The organism is Pseudomonas sp. SbOxS1 (assembly GCF_013416725.1).
Taxonomy (GTDB): domain Bacteria; phylum Pseudomonadota; class Gammaproteobacteria; order Pseudomonadales; family Pseudomonadaceae; genus Aquipseudomonas.
Genome location: NZ_JAAVXC010000002.1, coordinates 636,898 through 662,848, shown reverse-complemented (window position 1 = coordinate 662,848; position 25,951 = coordinate 636,898). Strand labels below are relative to the sequence as shown.

The 25,951-nt window shown below is 61.2% G+C and carries 20 protein-coding genes and 1 tRNA gene; 12 read left to right on the top strand and 9 right to left on the bottom strand.

The genetic code is table 11. The features are described from left to right. The first annotated feature begins 98 nt into the window (after positions 1-98). Positions 99-173: transfer RNA gene (locus HFK74_RS03940), tRNA-Leu, on the top strand. Between the two features lie 60 nt (positions 174-233). Here HFK74_RS03940 and HFK74_RS03935 read toward each other — a convergent pair. The 3 genes from HFK74_RS03935 to HFK74_RS03925 form a co-directional block, all read right to left on the bottom strand. Next, positions 234-902 (bottom strand): peptidase M41, encoded by a 669-nt coding sequence (locus tag HFK74_RS03935; protein WP_180202422.1) that lies wholly within the window; start codon positions 900-902, stop codon positions 234-236. Positions 903-991: 89 nt separating this feature from the next. Then, positions 992-1,645 carry a hypothetical protein gene (locus tag HFK74_RS03930; protein ID WP_180202421.1) on the bottom strand — a complete coding sequence of 218 codons (654 nt, stop codon included), beginning with the start codon at positions 1,643-1,645 and terminating at the stop codon, positions 992-994. A 188-nt stretch (positions 1,646-1,833) separates the two neighbouring features. Beyond that, entirely contained in the window at positions 1,834-4,191 is a 2,358-nt protein-coding gene (locus HFK74_RS03925) for a glucose/quinate/shikimate family membrane-bound PQQ-dependent dehydrogenase (RefSeq protein ID WP_180202420.1), read from the bottom strand. Between the two features lie 184 nt (positions 4,192-4,375). On the opposite strand from HFK74_RS03925, the gene HFK74_RS03920 reads away from it, so the two are divergent. The 10 genes from HFK74_RS03920 (at position 4,376) to HFK74_RS03875 (ending at position 15,299) form a co-directional block, all read left to right on the top strand. Beyond that, positions 4,376-4,837 carry an Lrp/AsnC family transcriptional regulator gene (locus HFK74_RS03920; RefSeq protein WP_180202419.1) on the top strand — a complete coding sequence of 154 codons (462 nt, stop codon included), beginning with the start codon at positions 4,376-4,378 and terminating at the stop codon, positions 4,835-4,837. Between the two features lie 169 nt (positions 4,838-5,006). Next, positions 5,007-6,689, top strand: coding sequence for an NAD(P)/FAD-dependent oxidoreductase (locus HFK74_RS03915; RefSeq protein WP_180202418.1), 1,683 nt, complete (start codon positions 5,007-5,009; stop codon positions 6,687-6,689). Positions 6,690-6,701: 12 nt separating this feature from the next. Then, positions 6,702-7,496 (top strand): carbon-nitrogen hydrolase family protein, encoded by a 795-nt coding sequence (locus HFK74_RS03910; protein ID WP_008061527.1) that lies wholly within the window; start codon positions 6,702-6,704, stop codon positions 7,494-7,496. A gap of 48 nt (positions 7,497-7,544) precedes the next feature. Next, a complete protein-coding gene (gene pqqF / locus HFK74_RS03905; RefSeq protein ID WP_180202417.1) occupies positions 7,545-9,974 on the top strand; it encodes a pyrroloquinoline quinone biosynthesis protein PqqF in 2,430 nt (809 codons plus the stop codon). A 158-nt stretch (positions 9,975-10,132) separates the two neighbouring features. Next, positions 10,133-10,207: a pyrroloquinoline quinone precursor peptide PqqA gene (pqqA, locus tag HFK74_RS03900; protein WP_003444522.1), complete on the top strand. Its 75-nt coding sequence runs from the start codon at positions 10,133-10,135 to the stop codon at positions 10,205-10,207. An 81-nt stretch (positions 10,208-10,288) separates the two neighbouring features. Then, on the top strand, positions 10,289-11,200 hold the full coding sequence (gene pqqB, locus HFK74_RS03895; RefSeq protein WP_180202416.1) for a pyrroloquinoline quinone biosynthesis protein PqqB: 912 nt from the start codon (positions 10,289-10,291) through the stop codon (positions 11,198-11,200). A gap of 138 nt (positions 11,201-11,338) precedes the next feature. Continuing rightward, entirely contained in the window at positions 11,339-12,091 is a 753-nt protein-coding gene (pqqC, locus tag HFK74_RS03890; protein ID WP_064365278.1) for a pyrroloquinoline-quinone synthase PqqC, read from the top strand. Beyond that, positions 12,088-12,363, top strand: coding sequence for a pyrroloquinoline quinone biosynthesis peptide chaperone PqqD (gene pqqD, locus HFK74_RS03885; protein WP_180202415.1), 276 nt, complete (start codon positions 12,088-12,090; stop codon positions 12,361-12,363). Before pqqC ends, pqqD begins: the two co-directional genes overlap by 4 nt. Then, complete coding sequence (gene pqqE / locus HFK74_RS03880; RefSeq protein ID WP_180202414.1) at positions 12,335-13,507, top strand: pyrroloquinoline quinone biosynthesis protein PqqE; 1,173 nt, start codon at positions 12,335-12,337, stop codon at positions 13,505-13,507. Before pqqD ends, pqqE begins: the two co-directional genes overlap by 29 nt. Next, positions 13,473-15,299 carry a S9 family peptidase gene (locus HFK74_RS03875; RefSeq protein WP_180202413.1) on the top strand — a complete coding sequence of 609 codons (1,827 nt, stop codon included), beginning with the start codon at positions 13,473-13,475 and terminating at the stop codon, positions 15,297-15,299. Before pqqE ends, HFK74_RS03875 begins: the two co-directional genes overlap by 35 nt. Positions 15,300-15,305: 6 nt before the next feature. Here the strand turns inward: HFK74_RS03875 and HFK74_RS03870 are convergent, their stop codons facing one another. Beyond that, positions 15,306-15,464: a YqaE/Pmp3 family membrane protein gene (locus tag HFK74_RS03870; protein ID WP_003228885.1), complete on the bottom strand. Its 159-nt coding sequence runs from the start codon at positions 15,462-15,464 to the stop codon at positions 15,306-15,308. Positions 15,465-15,680: 216 nt separating this feature from the next. Beyond that, entirely contained in the window at positions 15,681-16,964 is a 1,284-nt protein-coding gene (locus tag HFK74_RS03865; RefSeq protein WP_180202412.1) for an aspartate aminotransferase family protein, read from the bottom strand. A gap of 169 nt (positions 16,965-17,133) precedes the next feature. Here HFK74_RS03865 and HFK74_RS03860 point away from each other — a divergent pair, with 169 nt between their 5' ends. After that, positions 17,134-18,063 carry a LysR family transcriptional regulator gene (locus tag HFK74_RS03860; protein ID WP_180202411.1) on the top strand — a complete coding sequence of 310 codons (930 nt, stop codon included), beginning with the start codon at positions 17,134-17,136 and terminating at the stop codon, positions 18,061-18,063. Positions 18,064-18,290: 227 nt separating this feature from the next. On the opposite strand, the gene HFK74_RS03855 is transcribed toward HFK74_RS03860, so the two are convergent. The 4 genes from HFK74_RS03855 to HFK74_RS03840 all read right to left on the bottom strand — a co-directional run bounded on the left by HFK74_RS03855 (position 18,291) and on the right by HFK74_RS03840 (position 25,771). Continuing rightward, positions 18,291-20,069 (bottom strand): acyl-CoA dehydrogenase C-terminal domain-containing protein, encoded by a 1,779-nt coding sequence (locus HFK74_RS03855; RefSeq protein ID WP_180202410.1) that lies wholly within the window; start codon positions 20,067-20,069, stop codon positions 18,291-18,293. Between the two features lie 255 nt (positions 20,070-20,324). Further along, positions 20,325-22,121 carry an acyl-CoA dehydrogenase C-terminal domain-containing protein gene (locus HFK74_RS03850; protein WP_180202409.1) on the bottom strand — a complete coding sequence of 599 codons (1,797 nt, stop codon included), beginning with the start codon at positions 22,119-22,121 and terminating at the stop codon, positions 20,325-20,327. Between the two features lie 87 nt (positions 22,122-22,208). Next, positions 22,209-23,501, bottom strand: coding sequence for a GGDEF domain-containing protein (locus HFK74_RS03845; protein ID WP_180202408.1), 1,293 nt, complete (start codon positions 23,499-23,501; stop codon positions 22,209-22,211). Between the two features lie 143 nt (positions 23,502-23,644). Next, a complete protein-coding gene (locus tag HFK74_RS03840) occupies positions 23,645-25,771 on the bottom strand; it encodes a cytochrome-c peroxidase (RefSeq protein WP_257230245.1) in 2,127 nt (708 codons plus the stop codon). Between the last annotated feature and the right edge of the window lie 180 nt (positions 25,772-25,951).

Sequence of the window (25,951 nt, the reverse complement as noted above, 5' to 3'; positions counted from 1 at the left end):
TAAGCATCCGACCAAGAAAGATCGGTAAACGGATCAACATAGACGAATGTAAAAGCCCAGTTAATAAAGGTCTACAAGCTATATTCTATCAACGTTTCGGGATGTTTTGGGATCTCCATTTGGTAGGACTCATAATCCTTTGGTCCACGGTTCAAGTCCGTGTGGGCCCACCAAACAAGAAAGCCGCGCAATGCGCGGCTTTTGCGTTTCTGAAGGGCTCGTTATTTCCAGTGCTAAACGGCATCACCGCAACTGTCAGTCAAAACATGCAACGACGGTATGGCCTGCACTGCCCGCAATCGTTCAAGCATCTGCCCCGCCAACACAACCTCATACGTATCCGCCGCCCGCCCCCACTGCTCCACGATAACCATGCCGTCAACCAAGATCGCTGCCAATTCGGCAATGATCCCCGACAGTTCTTCCACGATGCCTTGAGTCCGCTGCCACGCGCGATCCGTCAGCGTTTTAAGCTCAGCCGTAATGCGCTCGGATGAAGCCGGATCGGTGCCGGGGTAGAGGATATTGCGCAGCAGATGCTGCAGCTCCCTGATCTTGGCGTAATCCTGTTGCGCGCCCTGCTCGCCTTTGAGGATGGCCGTCGCTTTCGACTTGTCGACACGTTGCCCGGCTGATTTTTTTAAAGGCAGGGTCTGCGCCATCGCGCCAGCCAGGAGGACCATCATCCGGGCCTCCAGATGTTGCTTCATGGCGTCTATCGACGAAATCGCCCGCACCAGGCTGATGGACGCCCCGCCGTGATGCCGCAAGTCCATGGTGACTGTCAGGCTCACGCTACCCGTGGCAAAACCCAGGGCACGAGCCACGACGTAGTGGCCCATTTCGTGATGGGCAATCTCCCAGGCGTGATCCCGTACAGCAGGAGGCAATTTTTTCGTCATGACTTGTCCCCTCGCGCTACATCCTCAATTGAGCATTCCTTTACCAATTGTCATACATCACAGCCCCGAAGCAGGTCCAGGGTCAATCATCAAAACCTGAATCGAACCACCGTTCGCCAGATGTTTTTCCACACCGAGCGTTTGTGTTTCTTCCAGTTGCGCGCCCACCATTCATCTTCATTCGTGGCGAGCGCCTCGATGTCGCTGCCTGCCACTGCGGCTGCGTGCTGGCGAAACAGCATGGGAAACACGCAATGTTGCTTGATCTGCCGTTTGAACAGGACATCGACCGGCTCTCCCGCATAGGGCGTTTCAGCCAGTACCCTGCAGCCCTCGCGGGAGAGGATGTAGGCGTGCAGCGCCACCACGTTGCCACGAGCGATGAACGGGAACCAGGTCAGCCATGTGCGACCCATGCTGTAGCCCAGGTGCAGTGCTTGAAAGCTGTGGCTGCGAATGAACCGGTTCACCCAGTACACCTGCACCAGATGAAACCTGTAGGGCTTGGCATCGTCCTCGAAGATCAACACCCGCTGCCAACCTTCAGCCAGGACTTTTCTGGCCACTGCCTGATGCGACTCGTAACAGCCTTGGACCGGGTCGCTGCAACGCTGTGCAATGAAGAACTCGATCGGGTTTGAAATGAGCGTGGCGACGGTGCGGCGAAACAGTTGCCGCCGGTCATGACGCTCACTCAGGGATATGCAGTACACGTGATCAACATCGAACGAAAGCCTTTCCATCCGCCCCTTGGCACCTTCACAGACCTCTCCGCGACCCGACGCCACGGAAAAAATCAATGATCGGCAAATGGGCCCCGCCGTGTATGTCAGACACGTCCTGAAATAGCGTTGCTTTTTTCTCCCCCCCGATTAGCGCCCACGAAAAAGCCGCGACATTGCGCGGCTTTTTCGTACTTGGGGCTCAGTCTTTATTTAGGCAGTGCATAGGCAATCACATAATCGCCACGGTCCGTCGACTGACGTGCGCCGCCAACGGTGAGCAGGATGTACTGCTTGCCTGTTTTCGGCGACACATAGGTCATCGGTCCGGACTGGCTGCCCACCGGCAACCGCGCCTTCCAGATTTCCTTGCCATTGCCGGTATCGAAGGCGCGCAGGTAGAAGTCCTGGGTGCCGGCGAAGAACAGCAAGCCCGACTGGGTGGCAAGCGAGGCGCCGAGGGTCGGCATGCCGATCGGGATCGGCAGGTGCATGCGGATGCCCAGCGGGCCGGTGTCCTGTACGGTGCCGACCGGTACCTGCCACATCAGCTTGTGGGTCTTGAGGTCGATGGCGGACATGGTGCCAAACGGTGGTTTCTGGCACGGAATGCCGACCGCCGAAAGGAAACGCTCGCGCATGGCGCCGAACGGCGTGCCTTCCTGGGGTACTACGCCCATTTCGATGCCACTGGCCCCTGCTTTGATCTTGTCGCGCGGGATCATGTAGTTGGCCAGGCCCAGGCGCATGTCGTTGACGAACATGTAGTTGGTGTTCGGGTCGACCGAGACGCTTCCCCAGTTCATCCCGCCCAGCGAGCCCGGGAATTGCAGGGCGCGATCCATGCCTGGCGGGGTGTAGACGCCTTCATGACGCATGCCTTTGAACTGGATGCGGCACATCAACTGGTCAAACGGCGTGGCGCCCCACATGTCGGACTCGGTCAGGGTCTTGTTGCCGATTGACGGCATGTCCACCGAGAACGGCTGGGTTGGCGAGTAGCGTTCGCCAGGCACATGGCCCTGCGGCACTGGACGCTCTTCGACCCGCGCTATCGGCACACCGGTTTCGCGGTTGAGCAGGAAAATCTCGCCCTGCTTGGTCACTTGCGCCAAGGCTGGCTGGGTGCCGCCCTTGTCGTCGGGCACGTCATACAGCAGCGGTTGTGCAGGCAGGTCGAAGTCCCACAGATCTTTGTGGGTGGTCTGGAAGTGCCAGCGTACCTGGCCGGTTTTCACGTCGATGGCAACGACGGACGAGTTCCACTTGTCGTCCATGGCCGTACGCTGACCGCCGAAGAAATCCGGTGTCGCGTTGCCGGTTGGCAGGTACACCAGACCGAGCTTGGCGTCGTAGGACATCGCCGACCAGACGTTCGGCGTACCCCGGGTGTAAGTCTCGCCGGCCGGTGGACGCTTGGTGGTGTTCGGATTACCCGGATCCCACGCCCACACCAGCTCGCCGCTGCGTACGTCGTAGGCGCGAACCACACCTGGCGGTTCGCCAGTGGAATAGTTGTCGGCGACACGGCCACCGACGATCACCACGTCCCCTGCGACCAACGGCGTCGATGTCTGCTGGTAGTAACCGGGTTTGACTTCACCCATGTCGGTGGTCAGGTCGACGGTGCCCTGGTTGCCGAACTCTTCGCACGGCTTGCCGGTTTCGGCATTGATGGCGATCAGGCGGGCATCGCCGGTCGGCAGGAACAGACGTTTCGTACAAGCGCCAGGCTGTTCGGCTACAGGTGCAGCGCCAGCATCGAAGTAGCCCAGGCCACGGCAGCGCTGCCAGTTGGGCGCGGTGCCTTGCGGGTCGAACTTCCAGCGTTGGGCGCCAGTGTCGGCGTCCAGGGCGAAAACCTTGCCGTACGCGGTACAGGTGTAGACCGTATCACCGATCTGCAACGGGGTGTTCTGGTCTTCGGCACCGGCGCCGGTGCTTTGCGGGATATCGCCGGTGCGGAAGGTCCAGGCCACCTGCAGTTTGTCGATGTTGGCTTTGTTGATCTGGTCCAGCGCGGCAAAGCGGTTGCCGGCGGTGGTATTGCCCCAGTGCGCCCAGTCTTTCTGTTCGGTACCCGGTACCACCGGCGTTACGGCCGGCTCAGTGGTGGCCTTGACCACCGGGGTCGGTACGAACATGTAGGCCAGCGTCGTGACGACACCGACACCCAGCAGTCCGGCCAGGCCATACGCACCACGACCCGCCGTTGCGCCCGAAGCGCGGACCAACGTCGGGTAGATCAACGCAACGACCAGTCCGATCACGGCGAAAGTCAGCACGCGCGAGACCAACGGCCAGTATTCAAAACCGGCATCCCATACCGCCCAGATTGCCGTCAGGATCAACGCCAGGCCATACAACCACGCGCCCTGTGGCTTTCGACGCGCAATCATCAACCCGGAGACCAGCATCGCCAGGCCCATCAGCAGGAAGTACCAGCTGCCACCAAGCGTGATCAGATAACCGCCGCCGCCAGCCAGGCCAAGCCCGATCAGTGCAATCAGGACACCCAGCCCCGTCAGCAGCCATTTGCTGCCGGCGGCAGCCCCAGAATTATTCATGTCGGAAACTTTCCCCATTTGTGACAAGGGCGGAATAATGTACTAGCTAGTTACTTATGGCAATTTGTCGCAGGCAGAAATGTCATGAACGGTATTGAGGCTAGTCCAGATATCCCTCGCGAGCGCTGCGGGGGATGTGCCTGTAACATGCGTGGACATTGATCCATGCCGCTGGAGACCGCCCTTGCCTGACATTCGCCCGCCCGCTCTCGACGAAATCGACCGTCAGTTGATTGCGGCCCTGCAGATCAACGCCCGCGAAAGCGTGGCCATGCTCGCCCGGCAACTGGGCATCGCCCGGACCACCGTCACCTCGCGCCTGGCTCGGCTGGAAAAGGCCAAGGTCATTACCGGTTATGGCGTACGGCTCGGCCAGCGCGTGGTGGATGGCGGGTTGCAGGCGTATGTGGGGATCACCGTACAGCCGCGCTCCGGCAAGGAAGTGTTGCGGCGCCTGAGTGCGATGGGCCAGGTGCAGCAGCTATGTGCGGTGAGTGGCGAATTTGATTATGTGGCCTGGCTGCGCAGCGATTCGCCGGAGCAGCTGGATCAGCTGCTGGATCAGATTGGCAGTGTCGATGGGGTGGAGAAGACGACGACGTCGATCATCTTGAGCAGCAAGATTGATCGGGGGCAGCCGGTTTAAGCTCCCCACATTTGACAATATGCAGCAATTGCTCGTCATATTGATCAATTAATTGGCAAAACGACGACACTTTGCGTCTTATTAACGTGTTCTACGCTCTCTAGAATGGCTGACATCTTTTCCTATACTCAGATGCGCACTCCGCGTCGGGTCGCCAGCAAGGTCAGCCATGAACAAGAACAATCGCCATCCTGCAGACGGTAAAAAACCAGTCACCATTTTCGGTCCGGACTTTCCTTTCGCCTTCGACGACTGGATCGAACACCCGGCCGGCTTGGGCAGCATTCCCGAGCACCATCACGGTGCCGAAGTGGCGATTGTCGGTGCCGGGATCGCCGGTCTGGTAGCCGCCTACGAACTGATGAAGCTCGGCCTCAAGCCGGTGGTCTATGAGGCCTCGAAGCTGGGTGGTCGCCTGCGCTCCCAGGCATTCAACGGCACCGACGGCATCGTCGCCGAGTTGGGCGGCATGCGCTTTCCGGTGTCGTCCACCGCGTTTTATCACTACGTCGACAAGCTGGGGCTCGAAACCAAACCCTTCCCCAACCCGCTGACACCTGCTTCTGGCAGCACCGTGATCGACCTCGAAGGCAAGACCCATTACGCACAGAAACTGGCGGATCTTCCTGCACTGTTCCAGGAAGTGGCTGACGCCTGGGCCGACGCCCTGGAAGCCGGCTCGCAGTTCTCCGATATCCAGCAAGCGATCCGCGACCGTGACGTCCCGCGCCTCAAGGAGCTGTGGAACACCCTCGTGCCGCTGTGGGACGACCGCACCTTCTACGATTTCGTTGCCACCTCCAAAGCCTTCGCCAAACTGTCGTTCCATCACCGCGAAGTGTTCGGCCAGGTCGGTTTCGGCACCGGTGGCTGGGACTCGGACTTCCCCAACTCGATGCTGGAAATCTTCCGCGTGGTGATGACCAACTGCGACGATCACCAGCACCTGGTGGTCGGTGGCGTGGAACAAGTGCCGCAGGGCATCTGGCGCCATGTCCCGGAACGCTGCGTGCACTGGCCGCAGGGCACCAGCCTCAAGTCGTTGCACAGCGGTGCGCCACGCTCCGGCGTGAAGAAAATCGCCCACGCGCCAGGCGGCCGGTTCGCGGTCACCGACAACAACGGCGATACCCGCGAATACGCGGCGGTGCTGACCACCTGCCAGAGCTGGCTGTTGACCACCCAGATCGAATGCGATGAAAGCCTGTTCTCGCAGAAGATGTGGATGGCCCTGGACCGCACCCGCTACATGCAGTCGTCGAAAACCTTCGTGATGGTCGACCGCCCGTTCTGGAAGGACAAAGATCCGGAAACCGGCCGCGACCTGATGAGCATGACCCTCACCGATCGCCTGACCCGCGGTACCTACCTGTTCGACAACGGCGACGACAAGCCGGGGGTGATTTGCCTGTCGTACTCGTGGATGAGCGACGCCTTGAAAATGCTCCCGCACCCGGTGGAAAAACGCGTGAAGCTGGCGTTGGATGCGCTGAAGAAGATCTACCCGAAAGTCGACATCGCCGCGCGAATCATCGGCGATCCGATCACCGTGTCCTGGGAAGCCGACCCGCACTTCCTCGGTGCGTTCAAAGGCGCCCTGCCCGGCCACTACCGCTACAACCAGCGCATGTACGCGCACTTCATGCAGGACGACATGCCGGCCGAACAACGCGGGATTTTCATCGCCGGCGACGACGTTTCATGGACGCCGGCCTGGGTTGAGGGTGCGGTGCAAACCTCGCTCAATGCGGTGTGGGGCATCATGAAACACTTCGGCGGTGCAACTCACGCCGAGAATCCGGGTCCAGGAGATGTGTTCAACGAGATCGGTCCGATCGCCCTGCCCGAGTAAGAGGAATCCGAAATGCGCGTAGCTCTCTACCAATGTCCACCGTTGCCCCTGGATGTCGCCGGCAACCTTCAGCGCCTGCATCAGCTGGCACTGGAGGCAAAGGGCGCCGACTTGCTGGTAGTGCCGGAGATGTTCCTGACCGGCTACAACATCGGCGTCGATGCCGTCAGCGTGCTGGCGGAGGTGTACAACGGTGAATCGGCGCAACAGATTGCGCGCATAGCCAAGACAACCGGAATCGCCATTTTGTACGGCTATCCCGAACGCACCGCGGACGGGCAGATCTACAACGCCGTGCAACTGATCGACGCCAATGGCGAACGCCTGTGCAATTACCGCAAGACGCACCTGTTCGGTGACCTCGACCGTTCGATGTTCAGCGCAGGCCCCGACGACTTCCCTATCGTTGAACTCAACGGCTGGAAGCTCGGGTTCCTGATCTGCTACGACCTCGAATTTCCGGAAAACGCCCGGCGCCTGGCCCTGGCCGGTGCCGAGCTGATACTGGCACCGACAGCCAACATGATCCCGTTCGACTTCATCGCTGACGTCACTGTCCGCGCCCGGGCTTACGAGAATCAGTGCTATGTGGCGTATGCCAACTATTGCGGGCACGAAGGCGATATCCACTACTGCGGCCAAAGCAGCATCGCCGCACCGGATGGCAGCCGCATTGCCCAGGCCGGACTCGATGAAGCGCTGATTGTCGGCGAGCTGGACCGCCAGTTGATGGTCGACTCGCGCGCCGCCAATCGCTACCTGATCGATCGCCGCCCCGAGCTTTACGGTGCGCTGAACAAGCGCTGAACCACCGTTATCCGCTAGCATTGGCACTTCTCTGTTCTGGAAGTGCTCATGCCTGCGCTGAATCACCCTCGCCCCCACACTGAAACCCTGGCCAACGGCTTGCGGGTGACGCTGCGTCATGCCCCGGACTTGAAGCGCTGCGCGGCGGCGTTGCGGGTTGCCGCCGGCAGCCATGACGTGCCGTTGGCCTGGCCAGGTCTGGCGCACTTTCTGGAACACCTGCTGTTTCTCGGTACCGAACGCTTTGCCGCCGATCAAGGGCTGATGGGCTACGTGCAGCGTCACGGCGGTCAGGTCAATGCACAAACCTGCGAGCGCACCACCGATTACTTTTTCGAGCTGCCACCCCAGGCGTTTGCCAAGGGCCTGGAACGGCTGGCCGACATGCTCGCCCATCCACGCATGAACCTGGATGACCAGAACCGGGAACGGGAAGTACTGCACGCGGAATTCATCGCCTGGTCGCAGGATGCCGCGGCGCAGCAGCAGGTGGCCTTGCTGGACGGTCTTAGCGACGCTCATCCGTTGCGCGGTTTTCATGCGGGCAACCGCGACACCCTGCCGGTGCCGCAACCAGAATTCCAGCAGGCCTTGCAGGATTTCCATCAGCGCTATTACCAGACCGGACAAATGACCTTGAGCCTTGCCGGCCCCCAGAGTCTTGATGAATTGAGGCTGTTGGCTGAGGAATTCGGCAAAGTCATTGCCAAGGGCGAGAAGGTCCCACAACAACATCCCACAGCGCTGATGACTGGAGCGGACAACCGTTATCAACAGGTCGGCGAGCATCGGCTGGACCTGCTGTTCGCCCTTGAAGCACTGCCCGACTCATCGCCCGAGGCGCTGGACTTTTTGTGCCATTGGCTGAACACCGCGAAACCCGGAGGATTGTTGGCCGAACTGCGCAAACAGGGCCGGGCTGAAAACCTCAAGGCACGCCCGCTGTATCAGTTCGCCGGCCAAGCCTTGCTGCACATTGAGTTCACACTGCCTGCCAATGGAGTGGCGAACGGGATTGGCGAGCAATTGCAGGACTGGCTGGGCTTTTTCGCCCGGCAAGACTGGCGCGGGTTGCGCGAGGAATACGCGGCACTGCGCCAGCGACAGCAGCAGGTCAGCAGTGCCCTGCAACAGGTCCGGCAGGATAGCGACGCGCGCGAAGCCGGGTTATCCGAAGCCGGCGTTACCGCACTCAAGGCTGTACTGGAAAAAATCGGCGCTGTGGATAACTTCAGCGGCACCTGGCAACTCCCCGCGCCCAATCCGTTCCTGCACACAGAAACGCAGGCTCCCAACGCCGGTCTGATTCGCGGACAAACCAGCGCCCACCGGGGCCTGCGCACCTTTGCCCAGGACCGCTCACGCAACCGTCGCGAACGTTCACCGATGCAATTTTGCCCGTCGTTGCCGGATAACGGCACGGAAGGCGCGGTGTACCTGCGCTGGCGCCTGGACGCGGCCCCCGGCGCCAGCCTTCAATCGCGCCTGGAGAACAACCTGCAAGCGCTGCGCGAAGACGCAAGCCAGGCCGGTGTGGATTTTTCCTTCGGCGCCTCGGGCAATCAATGGCTGTTGAAAATGACCGGCCTGCAAGCGCCGATGCCCACCATCCTCGAACACGCGTTGAACCTGCTGACCCAACCTGATGCAGCACGCTCACCGCAAACACCGACGCCCCCTGCCTTGATGCCGATTCGACAGCTACTCAAGGTGCTGCCCGATCACTGCCTTGAGCCGTCGGCCGAATCGGACAACCTGGCGCAACTGTGGTCGAGTGCTCACTGGACCGGCCTGGCGAGCGGTTTTACTGCCCAGACTCAAGCGGCCATGGGTCAGGCGTTGAGCCGCGTGCCGGGTACTGCGGATACGCAACAGGCGCCACCGTCGTCAATCCAATCGCAGCACCTGTGGAGCACCGTAGAGGCCGACTCCAGCGAGCATGCGCTGCTGTTGTTCTGCCCCACAGCCACCCGGGAACTGGCCGACGAAGCAGCCTGGCGCTTGCTCGCCCATGTCTGCCAGACGCCGTTCTATCAGCGCCTGCGGGTGGAGTTACAACTGGGCTACGCGGTGTTCAGTGCCCTGCGACAGATTCACGGGCAGACCGGGCTGCTGCTGGGTGTGCAATCGCCGAATGTTGCCGCAGTTGCAATCCTGCAGCACATCGAACAGTTCCTGAACGGGTTGCCGGCGCTGATCCAGTCCCTGGACGAGAGCGCCTTCATCACCCAACGCCAAGCCCTGGTGGATCAGTTTTCCAGCGCCACCCTGACCACCAGCCAAACCGCGGAATTGCTCTGGCAGGGCAAGTTGGCTGGCCGCCCGTCGGATTATCTGACGCAGTTGCCCCAGGCCATTCTCCTGACCGACCGTGCCGCGCTGCTGGCCGCGGTTCAGCGCTTGAACCGGGCCGAAGGGGGCTGGCGCTGCCTGGCGAACAGCCCTGCACCTGGCGCCCCCTGGCAAGCGACAAAATGATCATTACCCAGACTGTAAGGAGCTTTTTCAAAGTTTCACGGGCAATCCCTGTGAAATTTTGAGTAACATAGCAGCCTAACTATTTGGAACATCTCCCGCTGGAGGTGGACTATACCTATAGATAGCGCTGTCCAACCTTACCTGAAGGAGTTCAACTGATGGCCTGGACCAAACCGGCTTACACCGACCTGCGTATCGGCTTTGAAGTCACCATGTACTTCGCAAGCCGCTGATCCCTGCCCTGGCAGGAATGCAGCACAACGCCTCGGTTATCCGAGGCGTTTTATTTTCAGCGTTGAAATGATGGAGCGCCCATGTTTGTCCAGATCCTAGGTTCCGCCGCCGGCGGTGGTTTTCCCCAGTGGAACTGCAATTGCGAAAACTGCGCAGGTTTTCGCAATGGCAGCCTGCGGGCCAAGGCGCGCACCCAATCGTCTATCGCAATTTCCGATAACGGCGTGAATTGGGTGCTGTGCAACACCTCCCCGGACATCCGTGCCCAGCTCCAGAGTTTCGCGCCCATGCAACCGGGGCGCGCACTGCGCGATACCGGGATCAGCGCGATCATCCTGATGGATAGCCAGATCGACCACACCACCGGCCTGCTCATGCTGCGTGAAGGTTGCCCGCACCAGGTCTGGTGCACCGACATGGTCCATGAGGATTTGAGCACCGGGTTCCCGCTGTTCAACATGCTGACCCACTGGAACGGTGGCCTGAACTGGAACCGCATCGAACTCGACCAGAGCTTCAGCATCCCGGCCTGCCCGAACCTGCGCTTCACCCCGCTGCCACTGCGCAGCGCTGCGCCACCTTACTCGCCGCATCGCTTCGACCCGCATCCGGGCGACAACATCGGCCTGATCGTCGAAGACCTCAATACCGGCGGCAAGCTGTTCTATGCGCCGGGGCTGGGCAAGGTCGATGAGCCGCTGCTGGAGATCATGGCCGCCAGCGATTGCCTGTTGGTCGACGGCACGCTGTGGGACGACGACGAAATGCAGCGCCGTGGCGTTGGCACCCGCACCGGCCGGGAGATGGGCCACCTGGCACAGAACGGCCCCGGCGGCATGCTCGAAGTGCTGGAACAACTGCCCAAACAGCGCAAGGTGCTTATCCACATCAACAACACCAACCCGATTCTCGATGAAGATTCGCCGCAGCGCGCGGAACTGGAGCGGCGCCAGGTTGAAGTGGCGTATGACGGCATGAGTATTGTGTTGTAGGGCATCGAGACCGCTGCGCGGTCTATCGCCAGCAGGCTGGCTCCCACAGGGGAATACGACCAATTGTGGGAGCCAGCCTGCTGGCGATGAGGCCGGTCCAGACACCACAAAATCCACCGGTTGCACCCGGAGAAAGCAATGACCGACACCCCCATGTCCCCCGCCGAATTCGAAGCCGCCCTGCGCGCCAAGGGCGCCTACTACCACATCTACCACCCATACCACGTGGCGATGTATGAAGGCCGGGCGACCCGCGAGCAGATCCAGGGCTGGGTCGCCAACCGGTTTTACTATCAGGTGAATATCCCCCTGAAGGACGCCGCCATCCTGGCCAATTGCCCGGACCGCGAAATCCGCCGCGAATGGATTCAACGCCTGCTCGACCATGACGGCGCCCCCGGCGAAGACGGCGGCATCGAAGCCTGGCTGCGCCTGGGCCAGGCGGTCGGCCTCGACCCGGACCAATTGCGCTCCCAGGAACTGGTGCTGCCCGGCGTACGCTTCGCCGTCGACGCCTACGTCAACTTCGCCCGCCGCGCCAGTTGGCAGGAAGCCGCCAGCAGCTCGCTGACCGAGCTGTTCGCCCCGCAGATCCATCAGTCGCGCCTGGACAGCTGGCCGCAGCATTACCCGTGGATCGACCCCGCCGGCTACGAATATTTCCGCACGCGCCTGGGCCAGGCACGCCGCGATGTCGAGCACGGCCTGGCCATCACCCTCGAGCACTACAAGACCCGGGAAGGCCAGGAGCGCATGCTGGAAATTCTCCAGTTCAAACTGGACATTCTTTGGAGCATGCTCGACGCCATGAGCATGGCTTACGAACTCAATCGCCCGCCGTATCACAGCGTGACCGAACAACGGGTCTGGCATAAAGGAATCACCCTATGAGTTTCGATCGCAGCAAGACCCCGTCGTGGCGCCCAGGCTACCGTTTCCAGTACGAGCCCGCACAGAAAGGCCACGTGCTGCTGTATCCCGAAGGCATGATTAAACTCAATGAAAGCGCCGCGCTGATCGGCGGCTTGATCGATGGCGAGCGTGACGTCGCCGCGATTATCAATGAGCTCGACCGACAGTTCCCCGGCGTCCCTGAGCTCGGTGACGACATCGAGCAATTCATGGAGGTTGCCCGTGCGCAGCACTGGATCGAACTTGCCTGATTCATCGAGGCAAGTGCCGCCCACACCCGAGATCGGCCTGCCCCTATGGTTGCTGGCCGAGCTGACCTACCGCTGCCCGCTGCAATGCCCGTACTGCTCCAATCCGCTGGACTTTGCCGAGCAGGGCAAGGAACTGAGCACCGAACAGTGGATCAAGGTGTTCCGCGAAGCGCGTGAGATGGGCGCGGCGCAGCTGGGTTTTTCCGGCGGTGAGCCATTGGTGCGCCAGGACCTTGCCGAGCTGATTGCCGAGGCACGCCAGCTGGGTTTCTACACCAACCTGATCACCTCCGGCATCGGCCTGACCGAACAGAAAATCAGCGACTTCAAGAAAGCCGGCCTCGATCACATCCAGATCAGTTTCCAGGCCAGTGACGAGCAGGTGAACAACCTGCTGGCGGGTTCGAAAAAGGCCTTCGCGCAAAAGCTGGAAATGGCCCGCGCCGTGAAAGCCCACGGCTACCCGATGGTGCTGAACTTCGTGACCCATCGGCACAACATCGACAAGATCGACCGGATTATCGAGTTGTGCATCGCCCTGGAAGCCGACTTCGTCGAGCTCGCCACCTGCCAGTTCTACGGCTGGGCGCAGCTCAATCGGGTTGGACTGCTGCCAACCCGGGAACAGCTTGTTCGTGCAGAGCGCATCACCAACGAATACCGCGCCAAACTGGAAGCCGAAGGGCATCCGTGCAAATTGATTTTCGTCACGCCGGACTATTACGAGGAACGCCCGAAAGCCTGCATGAACGGCTGGGGCAGTATCTTCCTGACAGTGACGCCGGACGGCACCGCGCTGCCCTGTCACGGCGCCCGACAGCTGCCGGTGCAGTTTCCCAACGTACGCGACCACAGCATGCAGCACATCTGGTACGACTCGTTCGGCTTCAACCGCTTTCGCGGTTACGACTGGATGCCCGAGCCGTGCCGCTCCTGCGACGAGAAGGAAAAGGACTTCGGCGGCTGTCGCTGCCAGGCGTTCATGCTCACGGGTGACGCGAGCAACGCCGACCCGGTGTGCAGCAAGTCGCCTCATCACGGCGTGATCCTCAAGGCCCGCGAAGAGGCGGAGCACGCGATCCAGACCATTGAACAACTGGCCTTTCGCAATGAACGAAACTCACGCCTCATCGCCAAAAGCTGAACCCTTCAGCGCCGCCAACGCCGTCGCCGCCGGCATCGATTTTGCCGAGCTGCAGGTCGGCCCCCATGGCTTGTTCTGGAACGAATACCGCCCGGAGGATGCCGCGTGTCGGATCTGGCACTGGCGTGATGGCGTGGCCAACTGCCTGACGCCACCCCCGTTCAGTGTGCGCAGTCGGGTATACGAATATGGCGGTGGTGCGTTTTGCCTGACCGACGACGGCGTGGTCTTCGTCAACGAGGCCGATCAGCAGCTGTATCGCCAATCACTGCAAGGCGAGACGCCCGAGGTGCTGACGTCAGGCGTGTGTCGATACGGCGACCTGCAGTTCGCCAATGGCCAGGTGTTGGCGGTTGAGGAAAACCGCAATGAACACCACCTGGTGGCGATTGACCTGGCAGATGGCGCGCGGCACTTGTTGGCCGAAGGCGCGGATTTCTACGCTGCTCCTACCTTGAGCCCCGATGCGCAACGCCTGGCCTGGATCGAGTGGAGTCGCCCGGATCAGCCCTGGACCGCGACCCGCTTGATGGTCGCCCAACGCCAGGCCGATGGCGGCTTCGCGGCGGCCTGCTGCGTGGCTGGCGACCAGGCGCAAGAGTCGCTGCAACAACCTCGCTTCGATGGTAACGGCCGCTTGTTCTGCCTGACCGATCGCGCTGGTTACTGGCAGCCCTGGATGGAATCGGCCGATGGCCTGGCACCATTGCCCAGCGCCGCGGCCGATCACGGCCCGGCGCCTTGGCAACTGGGCGGTTGCACCTGGTTACCCCTGAGCGAGGGCAGCTATCTCGCCAGCTGGACGGAAGGCGGCTTCGGCCGATTGGGTCTTTGCGCCACCACCTGCGACGACTTTACTGGCGATTACAGCCGCTTCCGTCATCTTGCCGTGGATGATCAGTTCATCTACTGCATTGCGGCGTCCCCCGTCAGTTCAGCGGCGGTGATCGCTATCGATCGCCAGACCCGGCACGTGAACGTCCTCGCTGGCGGTATTGCACCGCTGCCCGCCGAGCAAATCAGTCGCCCGCAAACCCTGCGCTACCCAAGCGGTTCGGGTGAAGCCCACGGCTTCTTCTACCCGGCGATGACCGGGGACGCCAAGTCGCCATTGGTGGTGTTCATCCATGGCGGCCCGACCTCGGCGTGCTATCCGATGCTCGATCCGCGCATCCAGTACTGGGCGCAACGCGGTTTCGCCGTGGCCGATCTCAACTATCGCGGTAGCAGCGGTTACGGCCGGGACTATCGCCAGGCCCTGCATTTGCGCTGGGGCGAAGTCGATGTCGAAGACGCCTGCGCAGTGGTTAGCCATCTCGCCGAACGTGGTTTGATCGACGGTAACCAGGCGTTCATTCGCGGGGGCAGCGCCGGAGGCTACACCGCGCTGTGCGCGCTGGCGTTCCACCAGGTATTTCGTGCCGGCGCCAGTCTTTACGGGGTCAGCGACCCAGTGGCGCTGGGCCGGGCGACGCACAAGTTCGAGGGCGACTACCTGGACTGGCTGATCGGTGATCCACAACAGGATGCCGAACGCTACGCCGCCCGCACGCCGTTACTGCATGCGGGCAACATCCGCGTGCCGGTGATCTTCTTTCAAGGCGAGCTGGATGCCGTGGTGGTGCCGCAGCAGACCCGCGACATGGTCGAGGCCCTGCAGGACAACGGCATTCTGGTCGAAGCCCATTACTACGCAGATGAACGCCACGGCTTTCGCAAAGCCGGCAACCAGGCGCATGCACTGGAGCAGGAATGGTTGTTCTATCGGCGGGTGATGGCGTTCGCCAATTGAACCGCCTCAACGCTTGGCAATGATGTACACCGCATGCACGATGCCCGGAATGTAGCCGCACAACGTCAGCAGAATGTTCAGCCAGAACGCTCCGCCGAACCCCACTTGCAGAAACACACCCAGTGGCGGCAACAGAATGGCGATGATGATGCGGATAAAGTCCATGGACGCAGCTCCTGATTGAAGTGGGCTCACGCGAGCCCATAACCTATCGACCTATACCGTTGGTCAGGGTTCAGCCCGATTGTTCAGGCCAATGTACCCAGGCAATGTTTCTGAACGATGCAACCGCCAAAAAAAACGCCCCACGCCAAAAGAACCAGGCGTGGGGCGTGCGTTATACCGCGAGACGGTTCGGGAATTCGTGCAGGAAACGTCCGCTCAGACGGCAATCCCTTTGCGGCATTGCAGCTGCGCGGTGCGCACGCGGGAGAAGGCGCGGGCCAGGCGCAGCAGCATTTCATCGATGTTGGATTTGCTGACCGTCAGCGCCGGGGTGAATCGCAGGCAATCGGCTTGCGGCGCATCGAGCAACAGCCCTTCGTACAACGCGGCCTTGACCACGGCGTCGGCTGAGTCGTCGGAGAGGGTCAGCCCCCAGAGCAGCCCTTGTCCACGCAGTTCGCCGTGGCCGTAACGATGGGACAAGCGCTGCAGGCCTTCGCGCAGGTGCTGGGCCATTTCCCCGACATGCTCAAGAAAGCCTTTGTCCTGCACGCTGTCGAGCACCGCCAGGCCGGCAGCGCTAAGCAGCGCATTGCCATGATGGGTACCGCTCATTTCGCCCGTTTCGAAGCAGCAGGCCTTGCCGCGCGCCAGCAGCGCCGCCACCGGTACGCCACCGCCAAGCCCTTTGCCGAGCACGACAATATCGGCCCGCACGCCGTAGGACTGCTCTGCCAGCAAGCTGCCACAGCGACCGATACCGGTCTGCACTTCGTCGAAGATCAGCAGGATGCCCAGTTCGCGACACAGGCGCTCGACCCCTTTGAGGTAATGCGCAGTGGCCGCAATCACCCCGGCTTCACTCTGGATCGGCTCAAGCATGATCGCCACGGTCCGCTCATCCACCGCCGCATTCAGCGCCGCAAGATCGTTGAAGGGGACGCGGCTGAAGCCCGGAAGCTGCGGCTCGAAACGGTTGACCAGGGTCGAACCGTCCGACGCTGAGATCGTCCCCAGGCTACGACCATGGCAAGCCTGGTTGGCCACGATGATGCGCGAAGCGCCACCGCGATGCTGCTGACCCCATTTGCGCGCCAGCTTGATCGCCGCCTCACAGGCCTCGCTGCCACTGTTGAGCAGGTACGCCTGGTCGCTGCCCGTGCTGGCACACAGTCGCTCGGCGAGCTTGAGCATGCCGCGGTTATGCAGGGCGAAACCGGGATTGATCAGCGCTTGCGCCTGCGCGGTAATGGCACTGACCAGTGCCTTGGGGCTGTGGCCGAGGCTGTTGGCGCCACCGCCCTGGGAGAAGTCCAGATAGGCGCGGTCATCGCTGTCCCACAACCAGGAACCCTGTCCGCGGGCAAAAACCTGTTGGGGCCGTTCAACACTGGGCATCAGGTACTCGCTGCAAAGATTGTCGTCCCTGGACGGGGAGCAATTGTCTACGAGCAAATCATCGAGACTGGGCGCGTTTCGACGCAGGCTGAACAGATTCATGGGTTCAACCCTCGCAGCAGGTTTTTTGCGTTACCTATGCAAGCGCCATCGAAGCAAAGGGTGTTCATCGCGTTCCGGGGCCCTGTAAGCCGTGTGAATACGGTTAGACTAGGCTCAGCCAAGGCGATGAGCCATTTCGATTTCCCAGCATTTTCGATAAGCATTACTTATGGATTTCAAGCAACTGCGTTATTTCGTCGCGGTCTATGAAGAGGGCCATGTGGGCCGGGCGGCCGAGCGGCTGTCCATTTCCCAGCCGGCGCTGTCCCAGCAGATCCGCCAGCTCGAGCAAACCCTCGATGTGAGCCTGTTCGAACGCAGCAGCAAACGCCTGTTGCCGACCCTTGCAGCCCATACGCTGTACAACCATGCCCTGCCCCTGCTCGACGGCCTGCAACGGGCACGCGAAGCACTGGGCAACTTCAAGGGGCACGCACTGCGCACCCTGGCCATTGGCGTACTGCAAACCGTGCACACCAGCCTGGTGCCGCAAATGCTCGAGCGGGTGCGCAAGGCGCAGCCCCATCTGGTGGTGCAGATCTATGAACTGACGGGGCTGGAAATCGAGCGGAGACTGCTCAATGGATCGCTCGACATCGGCATCGGCTACTTGCCACCACGCCAGCCGGGCCTGCACGGAGTGCTGCTGTACGAGGACGAACTGACGCTGGTCATCCCGGCAGACCATCCCTTGCGCGAATTCAAGAAAGTCTCCATGAGCCAGGCCGCCGAGCTGCCGATGTTGCTGCTGGGCGAAGAGTTCCAGATTCGCCAGATCTGGCAGACGCAACTGGCCAGCCTGGGACGACGTCCGCAGGTGCAGGCCGAGTTGAACAACATGGCTGGCATTCTCGACAGCCTGCCGCACACGCGACTGGCGACGGTACTGCCCGGACGCTCGCAGAAGACCCACGGCACCCAGGAACTCTTGTGGAAACCCCTGAGCGAGCCGCGGGTGCCACTCAAAGTCGGCTTGGTCTGTCGCGATGTGCAACGGCAACAGGCATCGCTGGCCTTGCTGCGCACGCTGCTGGAGGAGGTGATCAATGGCCCGGATGAGCGCTTGAACAGCCCGCCGGCACTGGATGGCCTGGGCTGAACACTTTTCTCGAGACAAAAGAAAACCCCGCCGAAGCGGGGCTTTGCAGACTGTTTCCCTGACATCCATTTCACTCCGCCGTCCTGGCAGAATCCTACGTGTCCGTGTTGTTACTTTGCGCTTCCTGCGCTACGTCCATGAGAAGTAGATTAGCCGTGGATCCAATTTACGACTATGGGAGAACAGCAGCACGTCATGTAAGAGAATGCTTACATAAGGTTACAACATCAGAATTGCCCGGCATCCAGCAGGAACAGCGATTCGCTACCGGCCTTCACCGACGCGCTCAACGAGTGAATACGCGGCAGCAAGCGGGCGAAATAGAAGCGTGCGGTGCCCAGTTTGCTGGCGTAGAAGTCGTCCTGGGTTTCTTTGCCCAAGGCGGCCTTGGCCATCAATGCCCACATGTAGGCATAGGCCACGTAGCCAAATACCTGCAGGTACTCGACCGACGCCGCACCGATTTCATTCGGGTTGTTTTTCGCCCGGTCCAGCAACCATGCCGTCAGCTCGTCAAGGGTCGTCACCGCATCGTTGAGCGGCTTGGTGAACTCCGCCAGGTCCGCGCTGGCCGTTGCGGTGAAGTGGCGAATCTCGTCGGCAAACAGATTGTAGAAAGCCCCGCCGCTGCCGACGATCTTGCGCCCCACCAGGTCCAGCGCCTGGATGCCGTTGGTGCCTTCGTAGATCTGGGTGATGCGCACGTCGCGCACCAGTTGCTCCTGGCCCCACTCACGGATGTAACCGTGGCCGCCGAACACCTGCTGGCCGTGAACCGTGGTTTCCAGGCCCAGGTCGGTCAGGAACGCCTTGGCCACCGGGGTCAGCAAGGCCACCAGGTCTTCTGCGCGCTTGCGCGTGGTGGCGTCTTCGCTGAACTTGGCAGTGTCCAGTTGCATGGCCACGTAGGTTGAGAAGGCGCGGCCGCCTTCGTTCGAGGCTTTCATGGTCAGCAACATGCGACGCACGTCCGGGTGGACGATGATCGGGTCTGCGACCTTATCTTTGTTCTGCGCGCCGGTCGGCGAACGGCTCTGCAGGCGATCGCGGGCGTACTCGACGGCATTCTGGTAAGAGCGCTCGCCGGTGGCCAGGCCCTGGATGCCGACGCCCAGACGCTCGTAGTTCATCATGGTGAACATCGCCGCCAGGCCTTTGTTCGGCTCGCCAACCAGGTAACCCACGGCCTCGTCGAAGTTCATCACGCAGGTCGCAGAGGCCTGGATGCCCATCTTGTGCTCGATCGAGCCGCAGTTTGCCGGGTTGCGCGCGCCCAGGCTGCCGTCGGCATTGACCATGAACTTGGGCACCAGGAACAGCGAAATCCCTTTAGGGCCAGCTGGCGCATCCGGCAGTTTGGCCAGCACCAGGTGGATGATGTTTTCGGTCAGGTCGTGTTCGCCACCGGTGATGAAGATCTTGGTGCCGCTGACCTTGTAGGAACCGTCGGCCTGAGGCTCGGCCTTGGTGCGGATGATCCCCAGGTCTGTACCGGCGTGCGGTTCGGTCAGGCACATGGAACCGGCCCAGACCCCGGCGTACATGTTCGGCAGGTAGGCGGCCTTCAGTTCTTCACTGGCGTGGGCGTTGATCGACAGGCAAGCACCGGCGGTCAGCATCGGGTACAGGCCGAACGCCAGGCTGGCCGAGTTGACCATTTCTTCGACCTGGGCCGACACGGCCTTGGGCATGCCCATGCCACCGTAGGCCGGATCACCACCGACACCGACCCAACCGCCTTCAGCGTAGGTCTGGTAAGCCTGTGGGAAACCAGCTGGCGTGGTGACGGCACCGTCCGCCCAGTGGCAACCTTCCTCGTCAGCCGCACGGCTCAGGGGCGCGACGCTTTTGCTGGTGACCTTGCCGGCTTCTTCGAGAATGGCTTCGACCGTTTCAGCATCAATGGAGTCGGCCAGTGCTGGCAGCTCGGCCCAGAGTTTGGCGACCTCGAATACTTCATTGAGGACGAAGCGCATATCGCGCAGGGGCGCTTTGTAGTCAGCCATGGCAAACCTCGCAAGATCTAAACAGGTGGTTCGTAGGAAAGATGATTTCTTTGGGTCCGAGTGTAACCCAACAACTTTTGCGACACATAGGGTCAGCACATGACTGTTTTGTAATTTTTAGTCATTGATGTTTACACGTTAAAACGCCTTCGCGGGCAAGCCTCGCTCCTACAGGTCTGCGTCGTACACAGAATGCGCGAACGACTTGGTCCCTGTAGGAGCGAGGCTTGCCCGCGAAGCGTTTTCAGCCATTCATCAGAGGGCAAACAACTCCGCCGGCAACTGCATCAGGCAATCACTCCCCGCCTCAATCGCCATCCGATGAGCCTCGGTACGCGGCAATAAACGCTTGAAGTAAAACTCACTGGTCGCCAGCTTGGCCCGGCAGAAATCCGCATCGCCGCTACCAGCATCGAGCTGTGCCTGCGCCACCAATGCCATGCGCAACCACAGATAGCCGAGGATGATGTAACCGCTGTACATCAGGTAATCCACCGATGCGGCGCCGACTTCATCCGGGTTGTCCATCGCCGCCATGCCGATCCTGGTCGTCAACTCACCCCATTGCTGATTCAGGTCATGGAGCCGGGCCACATAACTGCCCAACTGTGGATGCCCGGCATTGGCCGCGCAAAACGTGTGGACGATTTTAGTGAAGCCGCGCAACAGCCTGCCCTGGCTGCCAAGGACTTTGCGCCCGAGCAGGTCCAGCGCCTGGATGCCGTTGGTGCCCTCATAGATCGGCGCGATCCGGCAGTCGCGGACCAACTGCTCCATGCCCCACTCACGAATGAAGCCATGGCCACCAAACACCTGCATGCCATGGTTGGTCACTTCCAACCCGGTTTCGGTCATGAAGGCTTTGCAGATCGGCGTCAGGAAGGCCAGCAGGTCTTCGGCGCCCTGGCGCGCCGTTGCATCCGCGCTCAAGTGCGCAATGTCGAGCAACTGCGCCGTGAAGTAAGTCAGTGCCCGGTTGCCTTCGTTGAAGGCTTTCATGGTCAGCAGCATCCGACGTACATCCGGATGCACGATGATCGGGTCGGCGGCTTTTTCCGGCGCCTTGGGGCCTGTCAAAGCGCGCATCTGCAAACGGTCGTTGGCGTACTTGATCGCGCCCTGGAAGCTCGCTTCGCCCAGACACAAACCTTGCATGCCCGTGCCGAGTCGCGCGTGGTTCATCATGGTGAACATGCAGTTGAGGCCCTTGTTCGCTTCCCCGATCAAAAAGCCCTTGGCCCCGTCGAAATTCAGCACGCAAGTGGCCGAAGCCTTGATCCCCATCTTGTGCTCGATGGAACCGCAGGAAACCCCATTGCGCTCGCCCGCTTCACCCGCGGCATCGGGCAGGAACTTGGGCACGATGAACAGCGAAATGCCCTTGGTCCCGGCCGGTGCATCCGGCAGCTTCGCCAGTACCAGGTGAATGATGTTGGCGCTCATGTCGTGCTCGCCGGCGGAGATGAAAATCTTGCTGCCGGTGATCGCGTAACTGCCGTCGGCCTGAGGCACGGCGCGGGTCTTGATGATGCCCAGGTCGGTGCCGCAATGGGCTTCGGTCAGGCACATGGTGCCGGTCCATTGGCCAGCGGTGAGTTTGCTCAGGTAGGTTTGTTTCTGTTCCTGGGTGCCATGGGCGTGGATCGCCGACATGGCGCCATGGGTCAGGCCGGGGTACATGCCCCAGGACGTGTTGCTCGAACCCACCATCTCGCTGATGACCAGCCCCAGTGAGCCGGGCAAGCCCTGACCGCCATACGCCGGATCAGCCGCCAGGCCATGCCAGCCACCCTCGACGTATTGGGCGAAAGCCTGCTTGAAGCCTGCAGGTGTCGTGACCACACCGTTGTCGAAATGGCAGCCCTCTTCGTCGCCGCTACGGTTGAGTGGCGACAGCACGTTCTCACAGAACCTGGCGCCCTCTTCGAGGATCGCGCTGAGCATGTCCGGGCTGGCATCGGAGGCGCCGAGCTTTGCGTAGTTGCTGTGGAAATCGAAGACGTGGTCAATCAAAAAGCGCATGTCGCGCAGGGGGGCCTTGTAGGCGGGCATGGTCATTTCTCCGGCAGTAGATGACTCAAACCTACTGCCGCCGCCTCGCCCTTCACAATGACAGTCCAGACGCTGAATGCGCCGTCATCACTCAACCGCAGCGGCGTCCATGCGCACGGCGCCACGGCGGCTCTGCCCGAACGCCATTACGCAATTGCGCCCGGCGCCCTTGGCGCTGTAAAGCGCTTCGTCAGCGGATTTGAGCACCCGCTCGGGCGTGCGTTGCTCCACGCGCTCGGCAACGCCGATGCTGACAGTCACCGACACACTCGAGGCACTGGCGCCGGCGCGACGCTGGCGGCCCTGATTGTCATCCTGTGGACGGCTGTCCTGATTGCGCAGACGAATGTTGTAGGTGGCGATGGACTCGCGAATGTCTTCCAGGTGCGGCATGCACTCTTCGAGGGTCTTGCCGGCAAACACCAGGGCGAATTCCTCACCGCCATAGCGATAGGCCTTCCCGCCTCCGCCGATTTTCGAGAGTTTGCTGGCGACCAGTCGCAGCACCTGGTCACCCACGTCATGACCGTGGGTGTCGTTGAATTTCTTGAAGTGGTCGACGTCACTCATGGCCAACACATAGTTGCGCCCCAGGCGCTGCATGCGCTCATTCAACGCACGACGCCCCGGCAGCCCGGTCAGTTCGTCACGGAAGGCCATTTGATAGGCCTCATGGGCAACGGCGGCGGCAATCATCAGCATCACCTGGCTGCACATGATGTTCAGGGTGAAGGGCAGGATGAAGGTTTTCGGCAACATCCAGAACAGCCCGAGCAATCCCACCAGCTGTGCCGCATGCAGGGGTCTTGGGTGGCGCCAATACTGGTAGGCCAGCAGCCCGAACGCTGCGATGAACACCGGATAGGACAGCTGGATCAGGCTCATCCAGGCGCCGTGCAAGGCCGGCCAGCGAATCTCCGCCAGCCACGCCAGCAACGCCTGTGGGTAACTTTGTTCAAGCGCCAAGGCGACGCTGCCGACAGCCAGCAACACGGCGAAACGAGCGACCATGTCCTGGAACAGGTGCGTACGCTCCTGCCACGCGGCGAATACGCCGAACAGCAACGGCAACAGCAGGCAACACAAATGGAAAACCACCGCGGCGTCGTCACGCACCTTGCCATTGTCACGGTAGTAATCGGTCTGCGTGTCGAGCAGGAAGTAGGCGATGTACACCGTGACCATCAGAAACAGCTCACGCTGGCGTCGGTAAACCGCACAGTAGGCACCGCCGAGTAATAGCACCAGGGTTGGCAGCACGTTGAACAGCGACGTGAAGAAAACGTTCAAGTCCTTGATGTAGGCAGCCGCAAGCCCCGCCAGTAACAGCAGTAAGGACGGCAAAAAATGACTCACACGCATAGGGGAAGAACGCGGCAAAGGTAAGGCTCCGACCCGTCATATCAATTGATGGCAATGTGCCAACAACTGTAACGGCACCAACCCCGACTTACTGAGTGAATTTTTGTAAAACAGCGTCACGAGCGGCAATCAACGCCGCCCGTGACGCCAGGGGAATTCACTCAGAGGTCGTTATAGAACGGCTGCAATGGCCCCTCCTCGGGCCTGCGGCCCTCGGCACCGATCGGTTTGAGCTGGATGTTGGCGTCCAGGGCTTGCCGGGTGGTGATCTTCGGGCTGACCGGTTTTTGCGTCACGGCATTCTCATCACCCACGTGGCCCTGCGGCAGCACCAGCGACGGATGATCGAACGGCGCCCGTTCCCAAGCGACTCGCGGATCGGTCAGCCCGACTTCCAGGAATTTGACCAGTGCATCGATCTCATCCGGCGTCAGGTTCAGGTTTGTCATGTCCGGATCAAGGTTCGAGCCGTTGTGCTGATTGACCGACGGGTGCTCGAACCCGCTGGTGTTGCTGGCGTCCTCACCGCGCCGGTCACCGCCACGGTTGTAGAACTCCATGACCTGCTTGAGGGTGGCGCGGCTGCCATTGTGGAAATACGGCCCGGTCAGCGCGATGTTGCGCAGCGTCGGGGTCTTGAAGGCGCCATCGACCGCATCGCGGAAACCCACGTTGGGCTGCAGCGTTGCATCGCAAGGCAATGCTGCGCTCAAGGGCGCTTCGAAGGTGCACACATCGACATCCAGCGGGTCAGGGATCTTCCCGCCCTGCAGCAGGGTGTTGTACTGACGGGTGAAGGACAACGGGTTGCCCCAGGCATCGGCGCCACCGAGTGCCAGGTCTTCCGAGGTGGGGCGCACACCGGTGTTATAGAAGCCGTTGTCATAGAGCGTGGTCAGGTTATCTGCCATGACCATGCGTTCGATGCGCTCGCGGGGGTGCAATTGCAAGCGGCTGGCGGCATTGGTCAACTCGGCACCGCCGTGGCAGCTGACGCACTTGCCCTTGCCCAGGAACAGATTCATGCCCTGGACTTGCTGGTCGTTCATGGCCGTGTGATTGCCTTGCAGATAGGCGTCCAGCGGCGCCTGGTCCGATACCAGCGTGGCTTCATACATCTGGATCGCCAAGCCGAAGAACAAAGGGAAATTGGCTTCCATCTGGGTGTAGGGCGCACCGCCCACCAACACATTCTGCGTGGCATTCCACAGCCGTGGCTGGAACGCGTTCTTGATCAGTTCACGATACGTCGGACGACGCGCCCCGGAAACCGGGCCGAGCACCGAGTCGGTGGACGAGATCCGCTGCTGCTTGAGCATCAGCGTGTCGAGCATGCGACGGCCAATGTCGGCGAAAGTGCGCCCACCACAGGACATCTCGACCGCGCTGCCCGGTGGCCCCACGGCTTGCGAGGCGGCCGAGGCATCGTTGAGCGCCAGCCGTACCTTGACCGCCACGGTACTGCGTTCATTGGTCACGTAGATCCCGGCATCGGGATCGCGATTGCCAAAGGGCGAGAAGCCGTTGAACACGTTATTGGCCCTGCCGTCCCAGAAGTTGCGCACGTTGAACGCGGCGTTGATCACCGACGGCGCATTGCGCCCGGTGCTGCGCCGGACATTGATGCCACCGACCTGGAAGATGCCGTCCGGTTGCTGGGTGCACTTGTCGAAACGCGGCTGGTTGGGCTTGACGAAGTTGGCGTCGAACACCCCTTGCGAGCCGATCACGTCATCGCTCGAATAGAGGATAGGCGAGTTGCGATCCAGGGGATTGGTCAGCACATGGGTCGGGAAGTCGGCTTTCTTGAGCAGGTAGTTCGGGCCGCCCTTGCCCCCGGAAAGGGTCGTATAGGCAGGCACATCGCCAGGGATATCGGACGCGACGAACGGCTTGTTGAAGATCGACGCGACGTTGGCATTGGTGTGCGCCTGGCCGGGGTTGATCTGGTTGGTGGTTCGGTGATCCACCCCGGCGTGATAGTGGCAGGAGGCACAGGCGGTGGTGCTGTCGCTGCCGATTTCCATGTCCCAGAACAGGGCCTTGCCGAGAAGGACGGCCGCTGAGCGATTGAGCACATAGTCGGTCATCAGGTCGACCTTGCGCCCGCCTTCGGTACCGGAAGGATCGGGCGGGGTCATGCCGCGCAGCGACTGCAGTGTCGGCACCTCGGGTACGGGCGGGTCGACCTCGGCCGGGTCAGCGGCAAAAACACCGGCGCTTATCAGCACGCCCGCTAACGCGCAGACCAAGGGTTTTGTTCGAAGGATGCGCAAGGACTTCAGCATGATGTCACTCCCGATTCAGAGCGGAGCTGCCAGGGCTCCGGTAACCCGTCGCGAGTTGGACTCATGGCCAGCAATCGTGCTGACACTGCAAGATGAAACTCAAGTTGCAGCGCACAGGGCATTACCGCACTGGCAAAGTGCTCGCAAGTCTTGACTAATAGCTGTTGGTTCGTCGCACTG

What these genes read in the sequence shown, in the direction of transcription:
- HFK74_RS03935 (WP_180202422.1), bottom strand. Translation starts at nt 902, where the DNA reads ATGACGAAAAAATTGCCTCCTGCTGTACGGGATCACGCCTGGGAGATT.
- HFK74_RS03930 (WP_180202421.1), bottom strand. Translation starts at nt 1,645, where the DNA reads ATGGAAAGGCTTTCGTTCGATGTTGATCACGTGTACTGCATATCCCTG.
- HFK74_RS03925 (WP_180202420.1), bottom strand. Translation starts at nt 4,191, where the DNA reads ATGAATAATTCTGGGGCTGCCGCCGGCAGCAAATGGCTGCTGACGGGG.
- HFK74_RS03915 (WP_180202418.1), top strand. Translation starts at nt 5,007, where the DNA reads ATGAACAAGAACAATCGCCATCCTGCAGACGGTAAAAAACCAGTCACC.
- HFK74_RS03910 (WP_008061527.1), top strand. Translation starts at nt 6,702, where the DNA reads ATGCGCGTAGCTCTCTACCAATGTCCACCGTTGCCCCTGGATGTCGCC.
- pqqF (WP_180202417.1), top strand. Translation starts at nt 7,545, where the DNA reads ATGCCTGCGCTGAATCACCCTCGCCCCCACACTGAAACCCTGGCCAAC.
- pqqB (WP_180202416.1), top strand. Translation starts at nt 10,289, where the DNA reads ATGTTTGTCCAGATCCTAGGTTCCGCCGCCGGCGGTGGTTTTCCCCAG.
- pqqC (WP_064365278.1), top strand. Translation starts at nt 11,339, where the DNA reads ATGACCGACACCCCCATGTCCCCCGCCGAATTCGAAGCCGCCCTGCGC.
- pqqD (WP_180202415.1), top strand. Translation starts at nt 12,088, where the DNA reads ATGAGTTTCGATCGCAGCAAGACCCCGTCGTGGCGCCCAGGCTACCGT.
- HFK74_RS03875 (WP_180202413.1), top strand. Translation starts at nt 13,473, where the DNA reads ATGAACGAAACTCACGCCTCATCGCCAAAAGCTGAACCCTTCAGCGCC.
- HFK74_RS03870 (WP_003228885.1), bottom strand. Translation starts at nt 15,464, where the DNA reads ATGGACTTTATCCGCATCATCATCGCCATTCTGTTGCCGCCACTGGGT.
- HFK74_RS03865 (WP_180202412.1), bottom strand. Translation starts at nt 16,964, where the DNA reads ATGAATCTGTTCAGCCTGCGTCGAAACGCGCCCAGTCTCGATGATTTG.
- HFK74_RS03860 (WP_180202411.1), top strand. Translation starts at nt 17,134, where the DNA reads ATGGATTTCAAGCAACTGCGTTATTTCGTCGCGGTCTATGAAGAGGGC.
- HFK74_RS03855 (WP_180202410.1), bottom strand. Translation starts at nt 20,069, where the DNA reads ATGGCTGACTACAAAGCGCCCCTGCGCGATATGCGCTTCGTCCTCAAT.
- HFK74_RS03850 (WP_180202409.1), bottom strand. Translation starts at nt 22,121, where the DNA reads ATGCCCGCCTACAAGGCCCCCCTGCGCGACATGCGCTTTTTGATTGAC.
- HFK74_RS03840 (WP_257230245.1), bottom strand. Translation starts at nt 25,771, where the DNA reads ATGCTGAAGTCCTTGCGCATCCTTCGAACAAAACCCTTGGTCTGCGCG.